Genomic DNA, 17602 nt, shown 5'->3' with positions numbered 1-17602 from the left:
GTCCTACTTGCAGATGGGCGGGTTCGGGGATGACTGGACGGTGTAGAGGGTGGGCTGACCGTCGTCGGAAGTCGTCACGGGCATGACGATCGTGTCCCTGGCCGTCCAGGGGAGATGACTGCGGCTGAATGTCCAGGTCCCGGTGATCTTGGTGGCAGCCCTGGAGAGCGTGACCCAGCCGTATTCCCGGGGACGAATCTTGGCGGTTACCTGGTTTCCCACGGCCTCCGAGCCGGACCAGACCTTCTTGAAGGAGAATTTCACCTTCACGGTGACCTTGGCGACCAGTGATGACAGTGCGCCGGTCTCCATCCCCAGCTCAACTTCACTGCCCAGCTCGTGGGACCATCCGTTCGTCTTGACTACCGAGAACGTATGGGTAATGCCATCCGGATGGTCGTTGTTGTTGAACCAGGCGTCCGACGCGCAGGATTCCGGCAGCATTTCCGCGCGAGATTCCGACTCCATGTCCCATGAGCATTCATTCTTGTACTTCTGGCATATCTTGGTCGCGTAGGTGATGGCAAGTTCCCGCAGTCCGCGCACGGGAGGCTGCTCGTCGCCGAAGGGGATCTTCCACGACTTCTCCTCCTTGCCGTCACAGCTGGTCAGCCAGGTCGGCGTCCCGACGGAAACCTTTGAGTTGTAGGGAGCGAGGCACATCGATGTGCCCACGTTTCGGAACATGAACCCGGTGGGCGTGGGATGGGCAACCCAGTCCTGCCAGGTGGTGGAACCGCATGACAGCAAGGACACCGGTGCCTCGTCCCAGAAGCCTCGCGCCGCCAGGCACGTGCCCAGCGACACGTTCTGGATCCGGAAGGTTCCGTCATCCCAGTTCGGGGTCAGGCGCCAGGCCATGTTCGGGCCGTCGTGAACCCGGGCCAACCTGACTTGGTTCAACGTGCTTCGCTGGGTATCCACACTCAGCGTGAAGCCCTCCTTCAAGTACAGCCGCGTGCAGTACATGCTCTCCGAGGCCGGGCAGGGGTTGCCCAGGAACGCCGCGGCGTGTGCCGTGCCGCTCGCCACGGGAGTGACGGAAACACCGACGGCAAGGAGGGCTGTCGCCAGGGACATGAGCAGCAGTCTTAAGACACCGGATCGAGTTCTCCGGGAAAGCGGATTCATGATGTTCCTCTCCTGTATTTCACGACACCGTGGCGGGCGTGGGGTGCATGGCCGTTTGGGACGGGCAGGCCGCAGGTGCCGGCCACGGGCGGGCAGCGTTGCCCGGTGGCCGAACGCGACGGGGCCGCGCTTCGAATCCGTCGGCCGCGCGACGGCGCGGTGCCCCGTGCCCGTGCCGCGGCCGCACACTCCCCGGAATCCGAGAGCCCTCGGGAAGCGCCGGACTGAACGCCGGCCATGCCGGGACCGGTACCCGACGACCGGTCGCTCGACTGTTCGCCGTGGCCCGTCCCAGCGGATCCGACACGAGTGATCGCCACGGATCCGACGGGGTGTCATACCCCCTCAAGGCCACGTAGGCACGGTATGCGAAGCGGGGTGGTTACCTTCAAGTACCCCTAATTCCCTTCGGGAAGGCGTGAGTTGGAGCAGCCGTCAGGCGGCTGAACGCGGTGGTCAGTTCGTTGCGCCAGGGTCGGCCGGCAGCGATCCGCAGGCGTGGGCGGCGGGCTCCGCGGGTGATGCGGGCGGCACGTGCAGGAGGCGGTGACGGCGCCTGCTGGGCTCGTCGGTGGCCAACTCGCCGTCCAGCGGCAGGGTTCGGGGCCGGGCGAGCAGGTCGAGGGCGGTCAGGGACAGCTCCGACCGGACCTGGTTGATCGCGAAGCGGCGGGAGGGGAGGCGGCCGAAGGACCACCCCCTGCCCGTCGGCGCTGACGACAAGCGTGGGAGGGGCGCAGCAGAAAGTGCCTTCCTCCTGGAGCGAGTGGGACCGTGGACAAGCCTCGTCGTTGCAGCTCTGAAGGCACTTCGCTCGTTCGATCACGATCTGGACGTGATCCCGGACGAAACGCGCAGGTCAGACCCTCGCTTTCGGATCACGCCAGGCGGTCGCCGCCGGCTGATCTGACGCGACCCGAAGGAGGGAACCCAGGTGGTCCTGCCGATCACCCGCTGGACGGAGTCCGGCGGGTCGGCGTCCTTGTCCTTGACGTGCGAGTCGGGGACCGCCGGCCCGTAGACCTGGCGCATCGGGAGCACACCGCCCCAGGCGTTGCCGTGGCCCCAGTCCCAGTCCCAGTCCCAGTCCTGCTGGTTCTCGTGCTCCGGCTCGGCGGCGTGGTGCCGCTTGACGCGCACCGTCGCGTCCTCCGCCAGGCTGATGGACAGGATCCCGGTGGTGGGGGTGTGGTCGTGCATGACGGCGTGGGTGCGAAGGCCGGCCGGTAGCCGGCCAGTTGGGCGTGCCAGAAGAACTCGGTGCCGTCGCCGCCTTGGTAGCTCTCGTCGAAGCCGCCCAGGTGGTGCCAGAGTTCGTTGTGGAAGCCGCAGTTGGCGCCCGCCGGGTAGGGCAGGAAGCCGAAGGTGTCGAGCAGGGCGGCGGAGTTCTTCGGCGAGCGTGCGGCGAGTGCCACCGTTCCGCTCTGGCCCAGGCTGCCAGCCCGGGTCCGGATCGTGTCCGCGCCGCTGGCCGCCGTTGCGGCGGCCACCGCCGCGACCGCGCTGTTCGACCTCTCCGTCGGCAAGGTCGAGGTCGCCGGCCTGGCCGGGGTGATCGACCTGCCCGATGGTGCGGACCTGGCGGCGTTCGGCGAGGGCGCCGTCCTCGGCACCGTGCTCGCGTTCGCCCGGATCGCCTCGGCCGAGAGCCTGTTCCGCGCCGCGGCGGCGGACCGCCTGCCCGCCGGCCGGACCGTCCACCTGGACACCTGACCGGTCTGCGCCACCTCGACCACGTCTGCCGGACCGCGCTGGAGACCTGGGTGTCGGCGTCCGGCCCGGGGCTCCTCGGCCGCGCACACCTGGACGGGCCCACCCGGTGGTCGTGCGGTGGGTCGCCGTCATGACCATGTCAGCCCGCTCGACAGCGCCGCCGGCTCCGGTGAGGGCGCCCGGTGGCCACGGTCCGGGTCGCGCGTGTTCTCCTCGGGTGGGTTCGTAGGGTCACCCGGGTCCGTGCCGCCGCATCGGCTCCCCGGGCTGACCCGGTCCCGGGCCGGCGCGAGCTCCCACGGTGCCCGCGGTCGGCCCACCGCCTCCACCTTCAACGGGCAGGAGGAGGCGCCCGTCCGCAGGTGAGAGCCGAGCACACCGGTCGCCGGGCCTGGTCGATCGCCTGGGACGCTCCCAGGCGATCGCGGTGCACCAGGACGCACCTGCGCGCCGCCGGGGGATCAGCGCCGCGGCCCTGCCCCGGGCTGCCCCCGATGTGCAGCACGCGCCTGTCCAGGGCCGGCCGCACGACGAGCGGCCGCCGCCTCGGCCGACCGAGCCGCGCTCTCCCCGCGCCACCCGTCACCCGAACGCTGGTCCGAGGTCGTTGCGGACGGGCGTCCCTGTGGTCTCGGCGCGTTCGGGGCGGCCGCCCACAGGCAGCCGCACGACGAGCGGCCGCCGGGCAGCGCGACCACCACAGCGACCGCTACCTCCCGGCGGGCACCACCCAGGCAGCCAGTTCACCCAGCAGCCCTACGACGCGAGCAACAGATCGCACCCCCGTCAGCCCCCGCCACGAACTGGGCAACAGGGTGACGGGTCGGTTCAACCGGGATGCGGTCGCGCAGGTGCGATCCAGCGGGCGGCGCACCCCGTCAGCGGCGCGCGAGCCGGGTGTCAACCCGGCACCGGCACAGGGCAAAGCCCGGGAGGCGCGGAGGGTGCTGTCCGGTCCGGTGACGGCGGCGCCGTCGGCTTGACGTTGGACAGCAGTGTGCCGGCCAGTAAGCCCGCGCAGGCCAGGCCGAGCGCGGCGTTCAGGCGGTGGCGGCGGGTGGGAAGAGCGGAAGGTGTTCCGTGAAGTGGAGTGATCGCCATCCGGATCGGTGTCCTCATGCGTGCGTGGTGGCCCCGGTCCGCCCCGGGACGGGGCGAGGGGAGGTGGTGCCGGTGGCGTCCGTCAGAAGGCGAACGTCTCGCAGTGGATCCGGCTCTTCGGTACCCCGATGTTCTGCAGGGCGGTGGCGGCGGCCGCGGTCATGCCCGGCGGTCCGCAGAGGAAGACGTCGCGTTCGGGCAGATCGGGTACGAGTCTGCGCAGCAGGGCCGGGGCGAGCGGGTTCCGCTCACCCTGCGACGGGCCCAGCAGGTAGTGCAGGCCGGCCTGCCGCCGGGCCGCTATCGCTTCGAGTTCGTGGCGCAGCACCAGTTGGTCCGGACTGTTGGCCCGGTAGAGGAGGACGATGTCGCCCGGCTCGCCGGGAAGCGTTTCGAACAGGGCCCGCATCGGGGTGATGCCGACGCCCCCGGCCACGAGCAGCACCTTCCTGCGGGTGCGCCGGTGCGCGGTCATGGCCCCGAACGGGCCGGTGGCGACGACACGTACGCCGGGGCGCAGCCGTCGTACGCGGCGGGTGTGGTCGCCCAGCGCCTTGACCGTGATGCGCAGAGTGCCGGACCGTGGGGTGGCGGACAGGGAGAACGGGAGCGTCGTGTACCAGAGTCTGCGGGTGAGGAACCGCCAGCGGAAGAACTGGCCGGCCTGCGCCTGGAGTTCGTCCAAGCGATCGCCGGCGATGACCACCGATACCACTCCGGGTCCTTCGCTGCGCACATCCGCGATGCGCAGGCGGTGGCGCCGTATCTGCCGGAGCGGTACCACGCAGCGGTACCACAGCAGCAGGACCGCGACTTGGGCGTGCATCAGCGACCACAGCCAGGCGAGGAGCGTGGCGCTGGCGATGTCGGGACCGGCCACCTGATGGGCGAAGGCGAGGCTGGTCGCCGCGTACGTCAGTAGGTGAACCGTTCGCCAGGTCTCGTGCCGGACCCGGCGGCGCACCGCTCTGGCAGATACCACGCCGACGAGGCACAGCAGGAGGGTGCCCGCGGTGGCCTCCGCCAGCGCGGGATGGTCCACGATGGCGCTGGCGGCGGACAGCACGTCGGTCCTGGTGTGGACCGTGAATCCCAACAGGGCGAGCAGGGCGTGCGTTCCGACGAGTGTGAGTACGTAGCGCCCTCCCAGGGCGTGCCAGCGGGCCAGCACGTCCGCGCCGACGCCGTGCTCGATGGCGGGCACCCGCGCCATCAGCAGCATCATCACGAGCATGCCGTAGCCGGCGAGAAGCCCGCTCAGATGGGCGCCGGAGGCCAGTAGGGAGTCGAGCCGGGCGGACGGCACGGCCTGGACGACCCACACTCCGGTCACGACGCAGGCGCCGGTCAGGATGCCGTGCTGCAGCGCCCGTGGGTGGAGACGTGGCGGGGCGGTCGCGTTCAGGGCTCGGTTCCGGTGCCGTACCTCGTGACGGGATGCGCTTGTCGCGGACCGGTGGGCAGGTGCGATTGACGTGGTGTCATCGGGAACGCTCATGTGGGGGCAGCTCTGGTGGGGTTGGACGCGGAGGGCGTCGGACGGTCACGGCGATGTGTCTCGTCGGGCGGTGTACCGCTTCCGGAATGCGTCGGAACGCTCCGGCGGGGCGGAACAGGTCGGGGCCAGGACGTCGGAAGGTGCCGATCCGCGAGGTCCGGCGGGGCACAGAGGGTGGGCGGCCGGGCCGTCCGCGGGCTGCCGGTGGTGACCCGGATCGACGGGCCGGCTGGAGTCGAGTTGGAGCGGCCCCGGGAGAGTCGCCAGGGCGCGCGAGGTCCATTGGTCGACCTGGGCGCGCGCCCGTGCCGCCTCGGCGCGTGCCGCGTCGCGTTCGGCCGATACGGCCGCCAGAACGGCGCGGAGTTCCTCGACCGCGGACGTCAGAGCTGCGGCCTCCTGCTGGCACCTGGCCGCGTCGGCGAAGGCGGCGTCCCTGGCGATCCGAGTCCGATGGGCCCAGGCGAGGGCCGCCTGGGCCGTCTGCTCGGCCTGATCGGTGTGTGCGGACATCCGCGCCGCCCGGTGGTCGGCATCGGCCCGGGCGCGTTCTGCCGCGGCCCAGACCGTCTCCGCCTGCTCGGCGAGGAACAACGCCTGCTGTCGTTCGGCCTCGGCCGAGCGGAGGTCGTGGCGCAACTCGTCGTTCTGGCGGACGGCACGAGCCGCCTCCTGGCGTGCCGTGTCCAAGTCCGTTCGTGTCTCGGAAAGGGCGGCGCGCAGCTCCCTCACGTCTGCCCGGGCGCTGTCAAGAGCCCGATACAGTTCTCCGATCCCGTCCAGGAAGGCCCCGGGCTGCCCCGCGGCCCCCTGGCCCGCGGGAGGTCTGCGTGCGAGGTGGTGCTGGTGGGTGGGAGGCGTCTCGGGTGTCGCGGGTCGGTCGCCGACCGGCCGCAGGTGCGTGTGGTCGCCGTCGTCTCCCGTCGGAGCCGGTCGTGCCGGCTCGGGGTACGGAACGGGTGCCCCGCGATCCGCTCGGGGAGCCCCCAGGCGCAGGCGAGCCTCGTGGGCGGAGAGCGTGGCCGTGTTCGAAGCCACCCATTCCAGGAGACTCGCCGTCTGTGTGGCGACCTCGGTGCCGTGTCGGACCTGCAAGGCTTCTCCTGTCCTGAATTCATGTGCCGCATTTGGGGAGGATCCGGCGGCGTGCCGGATCGAAGAAGGCAGGCCGGCGGCGCGAGGCTCCCGCGGGAGGCTGAATGCCGTTGCGAACGGTGGCGCCGGGCGTGGTTTCCAGAAAGCACGGGCCCGCAAAACGGCTGGCCCGACTCTAGCCAGGTGCCTCTTCGGAGGAATAGCGATCGGGATTAAGGAAGGTCTAAGAAACGGTTATTGTTCGTGGCCCTGCCGGTCGGGAAGCTCCGCAGCGTTCCGGAAAGGACGTCCCGGCCGTCCCGTGAACGGGCGCCGCGCACCGTCGGGACTCGCAGGTCAGGACGCATAGGTCTGAACCATCGTGGGCTGTCCGTTCCAGGTGGCGAGAACTGACGGGGCCTTCCGACGGTCGGGGCTCGGCTGTGGCGTCGTCGGCTTTCGTCGGGCAGCGGAGGGGAGGTGGTGCCGGTCGCACCCCGGTCCGGTACCGTCGTCCGGGTGGGCCGGACATCGCTTGACCCGGGACGCTGTTGACGCCGAGCCAGTCGACCGGGCGACAGCCATGGTGGCGACGAGCCGCGCGCCTCGGGAGTCCAGGAACGCACGGCCCCGATCACGTCCGCGTCACAGCCTTCTTCCCACGGTGGCGGCCCGCGGCAGGGGTGGCGTACGGTGACGGGCACTATGGCAAGTGTGCTCCTGGTTGAGGACGATTCATTCGTCAAATGGGCTGTCATTCGAGACCTGACCAACGCCTCACACACCGTCCGCAGTGTCGGCACAGCATTGGAGGCGCTCCGCGAGGTTTCCCGAAATCCCCCGGACGTCGTCATCCTCGACCTGGGCCTGCCTGATCTGGACGGCGCCGAGGTGCTCAAGATGATGCGGGCCGTGTCCGACGTGCCGGTCCTCATCGCCACCGCCCGCGCCGAGGAGGCGGAGATCGTCCGGCTGCTGCACGAGGGCGCCGACGACTACGTGACCAAGCCGTTCTCCGGGCCGTACCTCATTGCACGGCTCACCGCGCTGCTGCGCCGGACGAGCAGTGGCAAGGGCTCCGAGATGCTCGTCGTGGGCGGTCTCAGAGTCGATGTCCGACGCCGGGAGGCGGCCCTGGACGGCAGGAAACTGGACCTCGCCCGGCGGGAGTTCGACCTGCTGGCCTGCCTCGCGGCCCGACCGGGAGAGGTCGTGACCCGCCGTGAGCTCCTCATGCAGGTGTGGCAGCAGCCCTATGGCGAGGACCAGACCATCGACGTCCACCTGTCCTGGCTGCGGCGGAAGTTCGGCGAGCGTGCCGCCGCGCCGCGCTACCTGCACACGGTGCGGGGGGTCGGAGTGATGCTGGAGGCACCGCCGGACTGCGTCCGTGCGTTGAGGTCGTGAGAGGCGCGCCGGCCGCCTTTCGCGATCGCCGGCGCAGCCATGGGTCGCCCTCGCGTCGCTGATCCCGTCGGGCGCTGACGGGTCGGGAGTGTCGGCAGGGACGGTGCCCTCCCCGTGGCCGCGCGCCAGGCCGTCGCGGTCGAACCGGTCCTGGTGGTGACCATCGATCAGGTGGCGCTGACCCGCGCTCCGGCCGGCGCACCGGTCGACGCCGCCGGCCGGATCGCCGTGCACCCGTCGTCCGGGGCGGCCGTGTCGGACCGGCGCGTGCGGGGGTGGCGACCAACTCGCCACCGTCGTCCGGCAGGGGAGCGCCTTCACCGCCCAGGTGCCGGGCGGCTACGCGGTGCTCCGGCCCGCGGAACTCGACCGGGAACCGTCGCGGTGGTCGAGGGTCCACCTCCTGGACGGCGACCCACGACGGGGCCTCGGTACCGTCTGTCGGGTGCTGGGCCCTGTGGCCGTGGTTCTGATCACGCTCTCGTCCCTGGCGGGCGACCGGCCGGCGGCCCGGCCGGTCGGTACGACCCGTCGTCTGACCGGCGCCGCGCGCACTCGGCACCGGAGACCTCGGAGTGCGGGTCGACGCCCAGGGCCCGTAAGCACTGCGGACGGTGGGAACCGCGTTCAACGTCACGGCGGGGAGAACGCTGCAGATGATCACCGCCGAGCGGGAGTTCACGACGGACCACTCGCGCAGGATGCGTACACCGCCGACCACACTCTGCCTCAACGCCCTGGCACTCCACGGTGGTTCGGTCGCGGACCGGACGCGGTAGGTGGTGGCCCGACCGGAGCAGGAAGTGGACCTGGTGATGACCACGGCCCGGGCGGGCAGCGCGGGGCGGGAAGCGGCGGAGTACCGCGCCGCGGTCAGGGGGCCCGGCGGGAGGGCTCGCCCCGGACTGGGCCTCGACATCGTGTGTCGAATGGCTCAGGGAGTCGGCGGGGGCATGCGGCTCGACCGCTCCCCGCTCGGCGGGGCGAAAGTGCGGACCGGTCTTCCCATCGCGACAGCGGCCGAGCGCCCGCTCCGGTCGGCTCGGGTCGGGTCCGGTCGGGTCGGCGTGGCGGTGCCGTGCCGTGCCCGTGGCAGGGCCGGATTCCGCGCCGGCCCTGCCACGGGCGGAACTCCCGGGTACCTCAGCACGGTGCCCGGGAGTCCGGCTCACACCCGGCGATGGCTGCGCCGGCGCCGGGCCAGGAACACCGCCGTGCCGCCCACTCCGAGGACCGCTGCCGCGCCGACAGCCAGCGGTGCGACGTTCGAGGTGCCGGTCTGGGCCAGGTTCTCGCCGGAGTCGGTCGTGGCGACGTCGGCCTGAGGCGTGCTTCCCGGCTGGGCGGACGCGCCGTCCGCCACGGGTGCAGTCTCATGGTCCATCTCCATGCCACCGCTCGCGCCGTTGCCCATGTTCATGGCGCCGATCGAGGGGCCGGAACTCGCGTGGGTAGCCGTGCCGCCCGTCGGGGCCGCACTCGTGCTCGGCTTGCCCGTCGGGCCAGTGCCCGTGCTCGGCTTGCCCGTCGGGGCCGCACTCGCGCTCGGCTTGCCAGCCGTACCGGACCCCGCCGCCGGGGTGGCGCCGGTTCCCGGCGCGGCGCTCGAACTGGAACCCGTACCCGGGACGCTGCCTGAACCGGCGCCGCCGAAGACGACGTCGGAGCAGGAGTAGAAGGCCTCCGGGCTGTCAGACCGCTGCCAGATCGCGTAGATGAGGTGCAGGCCCTGCTTCTTCGGCAGCTGCGCGGTCATCTCGTACGACCCGTTCACCAGGGGCGGGTCCGAGGCTTTGAGGAACGGACCCGGCTCCAGATCGGACCACTTCAGCGGCTGCGTGGCGTCGTAGCCGTCCTTGGTGACGTACAGCTCGAAGGTCCCCCGGTGCGGGGCGGTTCCGCGGTACTTGAACGTGAAGTTGCCACCGGTGGGCAGGGATGTGGCGGGCCAGTCCGCGCGGGCCAGGTCGAGCCCCTTGGACTGTTCGTTGCCCGCGCTGCACAGTTTGCCGTCCGGGATGAGTTCGCGGTGGCGACCGGCGGCGTCACCGATCCTCACCCCCATCCAGTCGTAGAACCCCTGGGTGCCACTGGCTGCGACAGCGGCCTGGCAGGCGCCCGACTTGGGACGCTCCGCACCTTCCTGATAACAGGTGTAGACCCGGCTGACCGGATTCTGCATGGAGCCATGGGCCTGGGCCACGTCGAAGGCCATGCCGACGAACAGCAGCGGCAGAGTTCCGCAGGCCACAGCCAGAGCTCTTTTACGTCGTGAATTGATGAGAGTTCTCCTCTTCGGTACAGGGCGAGAAGGCACCGGACCGCGCCGCGAAAGCGAACCCGAACGGTCTCCAGCGCGACATGGGCGTCCGGGGGACTTGTTCCTCGTACGGGGGTCGCGGGGTTGCCAGGGAAGATGGCCCGTATCGGCGACCGTCATGCTAGCCATGCCGCTGGAGCCGGAAGCACCGAAGCAGCCCGGAGTTCACCCTCTTGCGGCACTCTTGAACATTCCTTCACCGTGGTTTACGGGGCCGCGCCGGCTTCGCGGGTCACCGTGTCCGGCTCGTCGTGAGGGTGCCAGGCAGCTCAGCGCGGCTCGGTCGACACTTCGGGCCCGGCTTCCGGCGTGCACGGTGCAGTCGGCCCTGCCGGACGCCATAACGAATGGATCTCGGACCGGGACGGAGTGGCGGTGCGGGGACTTGACCTCTCGAAACCGACTCCCCGTCGTGCTCGGCAGGCGCGAGAGGGTCGGTGCCTCCCTCTTGCCGATGCCGTGGTCCACGGCATCGGCGAGAGGTCCGCCCTCGCTCCTTCACTCCAGGATGGTTCATGTTCCAGCATCACAGCCGCGGCCGTCGGGCCGACGCGCTTCTGGCCGCCGTGGTGGCGGTGGGAGCCGCGTCCGTCGGCCCTGCCGCCACCGCGGCGTCCACCACCATCCCCTTCAACGACGGGTTCGAGTCCGGCAACACCACCGTGTGGCCTCGCAAGGGTCTCGCCGGCAAGGGCGCGGTGGACGTCGTCGCGGCACCCGGCGGTCGCAGTGGCAGGGCCGGCCGGTTCACCCTCGCCGACGAGGGGGACTCCTACCGCGCCGAGATCGCCACCAGCCATCTCCCGTACGGCAGTTACCGCTACTCCTTCTCCAACTACCTGCCGCAGGACTGGGTCTCCTACCGGTACGGGACCTTCGTGTCCCAGTGGCACGGCGGGGCGACCACCGGACCTCCGCTCGTCCTCATGGTCAGGGCGGACCGGTGGATCCTGTTCGTCACCGTGAGCGGCACCCAGTACGACCTCGGCCCCGTGCGGCTCGGCCGCTGGAACCAGTGGACCATCGACATCACCTGGTCCACTCCCACCACACCCGGCTCCATCGTCGCCAAACTGGACGGCACCGAAGTGGGCTCCCACCAGGGGAAGAACAACTTCGAGAAGGAAACCGTCCCGTACCACAAGATCGGCATGTACCGACCCAACTGGCAGACCAAGAAGGGACACGTGAGCAGCGGACTGCCACCGGTGGTGCTCTACTACGACGACATCTCCATCACCCCCATCCCGCCCGGCGCGGGCAGCCCGACGACCACCACCGCACCGTCCTCGGTCGCGCCGTCCTCCGCTGCCGCCGAACCGCCCCCCACCTCCCCGGCCCCCTCCGCGCCACCGTCCGGCACGTCCCCCAAAGCCGCGACATCACCCCCACCGGCCCGGCCCTCCACCGCGGGGCCGGTGACCGTGCCGCCGACGGCACCGGCATCCGCCACCATCGCGGCGGCGGCGCCGCCCTCCTCCACACCCGCGGCCCCGGACGACATCCCGCTCGAAACGGATACCGGCGACACGGACAACGACGAACCCCGCCTGGCGGCGACCGGCTCCTCCGGCCCCTCACCACTCGTCCTCGCCACGGGCGGCGCACTGCTCGCCGCCGGGCTCCTCGCCACTCACCGCCTCCGCAGGAGGAACGCCCGCCATAGGGCACGGCGCTCCCGCATCCTGCCCTGACTGCCCTGACGCAGAACCGCCCACCCGGCAGGCAGCCCGCTCAGGAGCCGGACCGCAGACAGCCCGCCTCCTGCCCGGCCCCCGAGCGGCAGTCGACAGGCCCGGGCGTGTAGGGGACTTCGGGTAAGTCCCCTGTGGTCATTGGATGCTGAGCCGGTCCTCGAAGAAGAGTGAGAACCGGTTCAGGGCTTCCTTCCAGTGTGCGGCGACGTGGTTGACGTCGCGCGCCTTGGGGTTGATCAGCTTGCGTGGCAGCGGAGTTACTCAGGTTGAACCTGTGAGGCGCGCAACGCGTCCACGCACACCAGGGCTCCGCGCAGAGCGGGTCAGCTGCCCGGGTGGGAGGCCGCCCAGCCGTGTTCGAGCAATGCGAAGGCCTCGTCGGCGGCGCGGTTCGGCTCGGCGTGCCGCAGGATGAGGCCGCGGGCCTCAAGGGCGAAACGGGCCAGTGCGGCGCAGCTGATGTCGTCCTCGGGGGCACCGACAGCCTCGGTAATGGCTCGCGCCAGGGCCGCTTCGTGGCGCGTCCACATGCGGTGGGCGTAGTCGCGCAGCGCGGGGGTCTCCTGCACCATGCGCGTGAAGTCGGCGAACCGCGGGTCCGTGGTGTGGACGGCGAACTGGGTCTGTTTCAGCAGGATGTGCTCGCGCAGCGCCTGGGGGATCGACTGGCCTGGGGTGCGGTCGCGCACGGCGGCGACGAGCGCTGCTTCAAGGTCGTCGTCCTGGTCGAAGACCAGGGCTTCCTTGCTGGGGAAGTGCTTGAACAGGGTGGTTACCGAGACGTCCGCGGCGTCGGCGACGTCCTTGACGCCGACCTGGTCGTAGCCGCGGTCGAGGAAGAGTTCGAGTGCGGCGTCGGCCAGGGACTGGCGTGTCTGGGCCTTCTTGCGCTCGCGGCGCCCGGTCGGTTCGGTCACTCGCCCATGGTATCCCAAGATACAGCGACTTCGAAAGTTTAGTCATTGCACTTATTTTGTGAGTGTGCTTTCTTGATGATGCCGGGCCTCCCGGCGGCTCACCCACCTCCCGAGGGACACTCCCATGAACTCTGCTCGTGATCCCCGTATCGCGATCGTCGGCGCCGGCCTGGGCGGCCTCGCCTGCGCCCGAGTCCTGCAGCAACACGGCCGCTCCGCCACCGTCTTCGAACGCGAGGCCTCCGCCGACGCCCGCCCGCAGGGCGGCACCCTCGACCTGCACGCCGATACCGGCCAGACCGCCCTGCGGGCGGCGGGGCTCCTCGACCCGTTCCACGCCCTTGCCCGCCCCGAAGGAGAGGAGTGGCGCGTGCTCGATTTCACCGACGCCGCCCTCCTGGCGCATCAGGGGCCTTCCGCCGCCGGCGGCCGGCCGGAGATCGACCGTGGCCAACTGCGCGAACTGCTTCTGGACTCACTCACCGAGGGCACGGTGCGGTGGGACCGCGCCGTCAGCAGGGTCACCCGGCTCGCGGACGGCACCTGCCGACTGCTCTTCGCTGACGGCGCCGCCGAGGACTTCGACCTGGTGGTCGGCGCCGACGGCGCCTGGTCGCGCGTCCGCCCGGCCCTGTCGCACGCCGCACCCCGCTACACCGGCGTCACCTTCGTCGAGACCGGATTCGACCACTGCGACACCCGCCATCCCGACCTCGCGCGGCTGGTCGGCAACGGATCGATGCTGGCGAAGGGCGCCGGCAGGTCCCTGGTCGCCCAGCGCAACAGCAACGGCCACATCCGCGCCTACATCGCGCTCCGCACGCCGCAGGACTGGCACATGGCCGCCGGTGTCGACCTCGGCGACCAGCGGGCCGTACGCGCGCACCTGTTGAGGATGTTCGACGACTGGGACGAGAGCCTGCGCTACATCCTGCGCAACAACGACAGCGGGTTCATCAACCGGCCCCTGTTTGTCCTGCCCGCCCCGCACACCTGGCAGCACGTTGCCGGCGTCACGCTGCTCGGCGATGCCGCGCACCTGATGCCCCCGGCCGGGCTGGGCGCCAATCTCGCGATGCTCGACGGCTCCGACCTCGCCCACGCCCTCGTCGCCGAATCCAGCATCGACGACGCCGTCCGCGCCTACGAGAGCATCATGCTGCCGCGCTCGATCGAGGCCGCGACGAGCAGTGCGCAGGGACTCGACCACCTCGTTCCCGCAGTGACTTCCTGAGCAGACTCCACCGCCCCCGGCCCCCGCGGCCGTGCCCGCGTCGATCATGTGCACTCTCCCGGCGGTCGCGTCCGCCCCAGGGCGGCGTCGTCAGGGGGTCTGTCCGGTTTGATCACGTGATGCCGAGGGTATCGAGTGGCCGGGTGGCGTCTCGGCCGTGTTTGCGCAGGCCGGCGGCGATGTTGTCGTAGCCGGTGAGGCGGAGGGCGCCGATGGCGAGGTTGCGCAGTGCGGCCATGGTCCGGGGTGCGGTTCCGGTGCGCACGCGCGAGGCGTCCTCGGCGAAGGTGGTGTCGCGGATGTGGTGAATCTTGTCCTCGATGCCCCGGTGTTCGCGGACGTGGTGCGCGATCTCGGGGGCGTCGGCCTGCTCCGCCGTCAGGTCGGTGACTGCGTGGACGCGTTCCAGGGCGACCTTGCCGGTGGTGACGATCCGGCGGCGGCGCACGATCTGCACGGCCTGGGCGGCGTGGGGGAAGTCGAGACCACAGGTGACGGTGGCGGTCTTGTCGCGGCGGATCTCGTCGCGGCCGTGTGCGGTGGCGCGGGTCTTGTCCAGCAGCGGCACGCCCCGCCGGGGCAGCTGCTTCAGGTGCTGGTGCAGCAGCGGCTGATTCCCCTTGACCACGGCGATGTAGTGGGCCTTCTTGTCTTCCACCAGGAAGCGGGCGGCGCGTCGGCGGCCCACTCCGTAATCACGGCCAGGGACTTCGCGCCGGCCAGCACCGCGCACGCGGCGAGCGCGAGGACGAAGGCGAGGGGGTGGCGGCGGCCCTTGGCCCGGCGCGGATCGGGTACCGCCGCGAGGCGGCCCAGCAGCTGCGGGTGTTCCCCGGGCTCGGCAGGCCGGGTGGCGGCGAGCTGGTCCAGGCCGGCGGGGACGGGCGGTGAGGAGCGGGCGGACACGGTCCTCCGTCGTGGTGATCAGGGCTTCGACACCTCATGATCACCTGGAGGCCATGCCTGCCTCCGCTCGCGCCTCGTCCGCGAACGCCACAGTCACGTCCGCCACCTGAACCGGAATCAAGTCGGGCAGATCCCCTGAACGGCGCCCCCCTGCCCGAGCAACCTGTCTCTGCGGAGCCCCTCCGGCTGTCGGCGGTGGTGGCGCTTGCCGGGGGCAGCGGCGGGATCCGCAGCCCCCCGGTGCGGCCACTGTGGCGGCCGGCGGTCTGGGGACTCCCCGCCGGTGGGAGGCGTTCCGGGGGCGCGGCCTTGCCGGACCTGTTGCCCGGGTCGGTCCCGGCGCGGGAGGTCTCATTCGCATAACGCGCCGGGACCGAGCGGAAGCCCGGGAGTCTTCTGTAGGAGTTCAGCGAGCCCGCAAGGCTCGCGGCGTCTTCGGCCCACCGCGAGGGGTGGCGGCCGGATGTCGGGGCGTGCCGTCCAGAATTCCTCGTGTGCATTGTTTCGGGTCCCTCTATCCGGCGCGCTCCGGGATTAAATGGGAAATCCGTACACGGCTTTCCGTGCGGTTCTATGCCCGCTCGATTGACGTGTTCATGCATATCGCAGGGGGCGGCTTCTGGTGACTCTCTCCACGCGACATCGGATGCCCGCGGGAAACGTCCCGCCAGGGCCCCCGCCGCGGCCCCGGCCGGTGCAGGAATCCCGGTCGGGGTCGCGGACCGGCCGCGGGGCTAGATGTCGAGTGCGGCCTCGATGCGCTTGAGGCCGTGGCGGGCGAGTGCGAGGTTGGCGCGTGAGCGGTCCAGTGCCAGGTAGAGGAACAGGGAGCCATAGCTCCTGGTCAGCGGGCGGATCAGGTGGTACTGGGTGCCGAGGGTGATCAGGATGTCCTCGATGGCGTCGTCGATCGACAGCGCGGCCAGGGCGCGCACCTTCGCCCGGACGACCTCGGTGTTGGCGGCTGCCGCGACCTCCAGGTCGAGTTGTTGCCCCCCGCCGAGGAATCCGAGCGACAAGCCGCTCTCGTAGTCGGCCAGGGCCACGCCGATGGCACCGTCAATGGTCATCGCGCTCTTGAGGGCTTCGTCTATCTTCATGCGTTGTCCGTCCTTCGTCCGTCTTTCGGGAGAACCCCCGTGTGGTAGACCAAAATAGCAAGAACAAACATGCGATGGTCGCCTTGCGGGGGCTGCAGAATGCACTACACTGACGGGAATTCAGAACGCGAAAGGGGCCCGGTGCGCGCACTCGAAGCTTCTCTCTCCGATGTGCTCGGCCGGCCCAGCGTGGTCGGCGTCGCCCTCGTCGACGCCGTCACGGGCCTCACCTACCGGTCCGCCGGGGAGCACCGGCTGCTCGGATCCGGGACCGAGCTCGCCGAACTGGTCGACATGATCGGTGCGCGGCTCCACGAGGCCGGTGCCGAGGGCGACCTGGAGAGCGTGGCGGTCACCAGCACTCGTCGTTACGAGATCGTCCAGGTCGTTCCCCGGCAGGGAGACCCGCTGCTGCTGGCCACCGTTCTGGACCGGGAGCGGATCAATCTGGCGCTGGCGGTCCAGTGGACCGCCGACCGCACGAAGGACCTGCTGCGATGACCGGACCCGCCGGGGATCCGCCCCGACCGGTGCCGTCCTTGCCCCCGGCGGCCCGCAGGGTGGCCGCCCGGTTGCGGGAGCTGGGCGGAGAGGGGTTCACCGGCTCCGTCACCGCCTCCGGCGCGCCGGGCGGCGCGATCCACCTGGAGGACGGTTTGGTCACCGCCGTCGAGACGCCCGCGGCCCCGACCGCCGAGACCTTGCTGCTGAAGTCGCGACGGGTCAGCGAGACCGACTGGCGGGCCGTCGAGTCGGTCGTGTCGGCGACGTGCCCGGGTGATGCCTCGACGGTCGGGGGCACCGACCTCGGCGCCGCGCTGCTCGCGCAGGGTGCGATCGGCGCCGGGGAGCTCGAAGTCGTCTGCGCCGCCGCCGTTTTTGACGGTGCCTTCGCCCTGGTGCTGAGCCCGCCCGACGATTGGCGAACCGTCGAGGAACCTCTCCCGCCCGCGCGGATCGCATTGCGCCCGGGGATCGCACCGCAGGAGCTCTTCGAGGAGGCTGCCCGGAGACTGGCCCTGCTGGAGCGTCTCTGGGGTTCGCCCGCCGAGTTGGCCCGCATCCGGATCAAGCCGGCCGTGTCGTTCGGGTCCGGCGTCGCGCGGGCCCCGGTCCGGTACCGCCGGATCCTGGATGCCGCGACCGGACGCCGCACGGCGCGCGACATCAGCTTCGTCCTGGGGCGCGGGGTGTTCGCCGTGCTTCTCGACATCGCCCGGATGGACGCGAGGCGCCTGCTCCACCGGGAAGGGGGTCATCGCGGTGCCCTGGCACCGAGCGTCGCCCCGCGCATGCCGTCGGCCGGGCCGCTGCCCGCCGCGACCGCGCCGCTGCCGCGCCGCGTCCCCGGGGTGCGCGGCACCGGGGGTCGACTCGCGTTGCCCGGGGGTACCGCGACCCCCTCCCACGGACCGATGAAGTCACCAGAGCCACTGACCCGACCGAACCCGACGCACTCACCGTACCCGGTGCACCGGGGCGACAGAGACGATTGAGAAGAGCA

The 17602-nt window shown here is 71.0% G+C and carries 17 protein-coding genes; 7 read left to right on the top strand and 10 right to left on the bottom strand.

Annotation, left to right across the window (positions count from 1 at the left end):
- Positions 1–3: 3 nt before the first annotated feature.
- The 3 genes from ACWDRR_RS19950 to ACWDRR_RS19940 all read right to left on the bottom strand — a co-directional run bounded on the left by ACWDRR_RS19950 (position 4) and on the right by ACWDRR_RS19940 (position 2331).
- Positions 4–1080, bottom strand: a complete 1077-nt coding sequence (locus tag ACWDRR_RS19950) for an RICIN domain-containing protein (RefSeq protein WP_449773517.1) — start codon at positions 1078–1080, stop codon at positions 4–6.
- A 507-nt stretch (positions 1081–1587) separates the two neighbouring features.
- Positions 1588–1854 carry a hypothetical protein gene (locus ACWDRR_RS19945; protein ID WP_449773516.1) on the bottom strand — a complete coding sequence of 89 codons (267 nt, stop codon included), beginning with the start codon at positions 1852–1854 and terminating at the stop codon, positions 1588–1590.
- 99 nt (positions 1855–1953) lie between these two features.
- Positions 1954–2331, bottom strand: coding sequence for a hypothetical protein (locus ACWDRR_RS19940; protein ID WP_449773515.1), 378 nt, complete (start codon positions 2329–2331; stop codon positions 1954–1956).
- 165 nt (positions 2332–2496) lie between these two features.
- On the opposite strand from ACWDRR_RS19940, the gene ACWDRR_RS19935 reads away from it, so the two are divergent.
- Complete coding sequence (locus ACWDRR_RS19935) at positions 2497–2844, top strand: hypothetical protein (RefSeq protein WP_449773514.1); 348 nt, start codon at positions 2497–2499, stop codon at positions 2842–2844.
- Between the two features lie 1183 nt (positions 2845–4027).
- On the opposite strand, the gene ACWDRR_RS19930 is transcribed toward ACWDRR_RS19935, so the two are convergent.
- Positions 4028–5278 (bottom strand): ferredoxin reductase family protein, encoded by a 1251-nt coding sequence (locus ACWDRR_RS19930; protein WP_449773513.1) that lies wholly within the window; start codon positions 5276–5278, stop codon positions 4028–4030.
- Positions 5279–5488: 210 nt separating this feature from the next.
- Complete coding sequence (locus tag ACWDRR_RS19925; RefSeq protein ID WP_449773512.1) at positions 5489–6133, bottom strand: hypothetical protein; 645 nt, start codon at positions 6131–6133, stop codon at positions 5489–5491.
- Between the two features lie 1089 nt (positions 6134–7222).
- Here ACWDRR_RS19925 and ACWDRR_RS19920 point away from each other — a divergent pair.
- Positions 7223–7924: a response regulator transcription factor gene (locus ACWDRR_RS19920; protein ID WP_449773511.1), complete on the top strand. Its 702-nt coding sequence runs from the start codon at positions 7223–7225 to the stop codon at positions 7922–7924.
- Between the two features lie 1168 nt (positions 7925–9092).
- On the opposite strand, the gene ACWDRR_RS19915 is transcribed toward ACWDRR_RS19920, so the two are convergent.
- Complete coding sequence (locus ACWDRR_RS19915) at positions 9093–10175, bottom strand: lytic polysaccharide monooxygenase (protein ID WP_449773510.1); 1083 nt, start codon at positions 10173–10175, stop codon at positions 9093–9095.
- Between the two features lie 584 nt (positions 10176–10759).
- On the opposite strand from ACWDRR_RS19915, the gene ACWDRR_RS19910 reads away from it, so the two are divergent.
- The gene (locus ACWDRR_RS19910; RefSeq protein WP_449773509.1) at positions 10760–11938 is read left to right on the top strand and encodes a heparin lyase I family protein; all 1179 of its coding nucleotides are present in this window, start codon (positions 10760–10762) and stop codon (positions 11936–11938) included.
- A gap of 326 nt (positions 11939–12264) precedes the next feature.
- Here ACWDRR_RS19910 and ACWDRR_RS19905 read toward each other — a convergent pair whose 3' ends face one another.
- Positions 12265–12858 carry a TetR/AcrR family transcriptional regulator gene (locus ACWDRR_RS19905; protein WP_449773508.1) on the bottom strand — a complete coding sequence of 198 codons (594 nt, stop codon included), beginning with the start codon at positions 12856–12858 and terminating at the stop codon, positions 12265–12267.
- Positions 12859–12982: 124 nt separating this feature from the next.
- Here ACWDRR_RS19905 and ACWDRR_RS19900 point away from each other — a divergent pair, with 124 nt between their 5' ends.
- Entirely contained in the window at positions 12983–14092 is a 1110-nt protein-coding gene (locus tag ACWDRR_RS19900) for an FAD-dependent oxidoreductase (protein ID WP_449773507.1), read from the top strand.
- A 112-nt stretch (positions 14093–14204) separates the two neighbouring features.
- Here ACWDRR_RS19900 and ACWDRR_RS19895 read toward each other — a convergent pair whose 3' ends face one another.
- Positions 14205–14780: an ISAs1 family transposase gene (locus tag ACWDRR_RS19895; protein WP_449773506.1), complete on the bottom strand. Its 576-nt coding sequence runs from the start codon at positions 14778–14780 to the stop codon at positions 14205–14207.
- Entirely contained in the window at positions 14681–14908 is a 228-nt protein-coding gene (locus tag ACWDRR_RS19890) for a transposase family protein (RefSeq protein ID WP_449773564.1), read from the bottom strand. The genes ACWDRR_RS19895 and ACWDRR_RS19890 overlap by 100 nt, the downstream gene beginning before the upstream one ends.
- Between ACWDRR_RS19890 and ACWDRR_RS19885 the strand changes: the two genes are divergently transcribed.
- Entirely contained in the window at positions 14855–14983 is a 129-nt protein-coding gene (locus ACWDRR_RS19885; RefSeq protein WP_449773567.1) for a hypothetical protein, read from the top strand. The two genes, ACWDRR_RS19890 and ACWDRR_RS19885, sit on opposite strands and share 54 nt — an antisense overlap.
- A 749-nt stretch (positions 14984–15732) precedes the next feature.
- On the opposite strand, the gene ACWDRR_RS19880 is transcribed toward ACWDRR_RS19885, so the two are convergent.
- On the bottom strand, positions 15733–16098 hold the full coding sequence (locus ACWDRR_RS19880) for a hypothetical protein (RefSeq protein WP_449773505.1): 366 nt from the start codon (positions 16096–16098) through the stop codon (positions 15733–15735).
- A gap of 141 nt (positions 16099–16239) precedes the next feature.
- Between ACWDRR_RS19880 and ACWDRR_RS19875 the strand changes: the two genes are divergently transcribed.
- Together ACWDRR_RS19875 and ACWDRR_RS19870 are read left to right on the top strand one after the other, a co-directional pair.
- Positions 16240–16599: a hypothetical protein gene (locus ACWDRR_RS19875; RefSeq protein WP_449773504.1), complete on the top strand. Its 360-nt coding sequence runs from the start codon at positions 16240–16242 to the stop codon at positions 16597–16599.
- Positions 16596–17594, top strand: coding sequence for a hypothetical protein (locus ACWDRR_RS19870; protein ID WP_449773503.1), 999 nt, complete (start codon positions 16596–16598; stop codon positions 17592–17594). Before ACWDRR_RS19875 ends, ACWDRR_RS19870 begins: the two co-directional genes overlap by 4 nt.
- Positions 17595–17602: the final 8 nt, after the last annotated feature.

Source organism: Kitasatospora sp. NPDC003701, from assembly GCF_053587085.1.
This window is presented reverse-complemented; position numbering and strand designations above follow the sequence as displayed.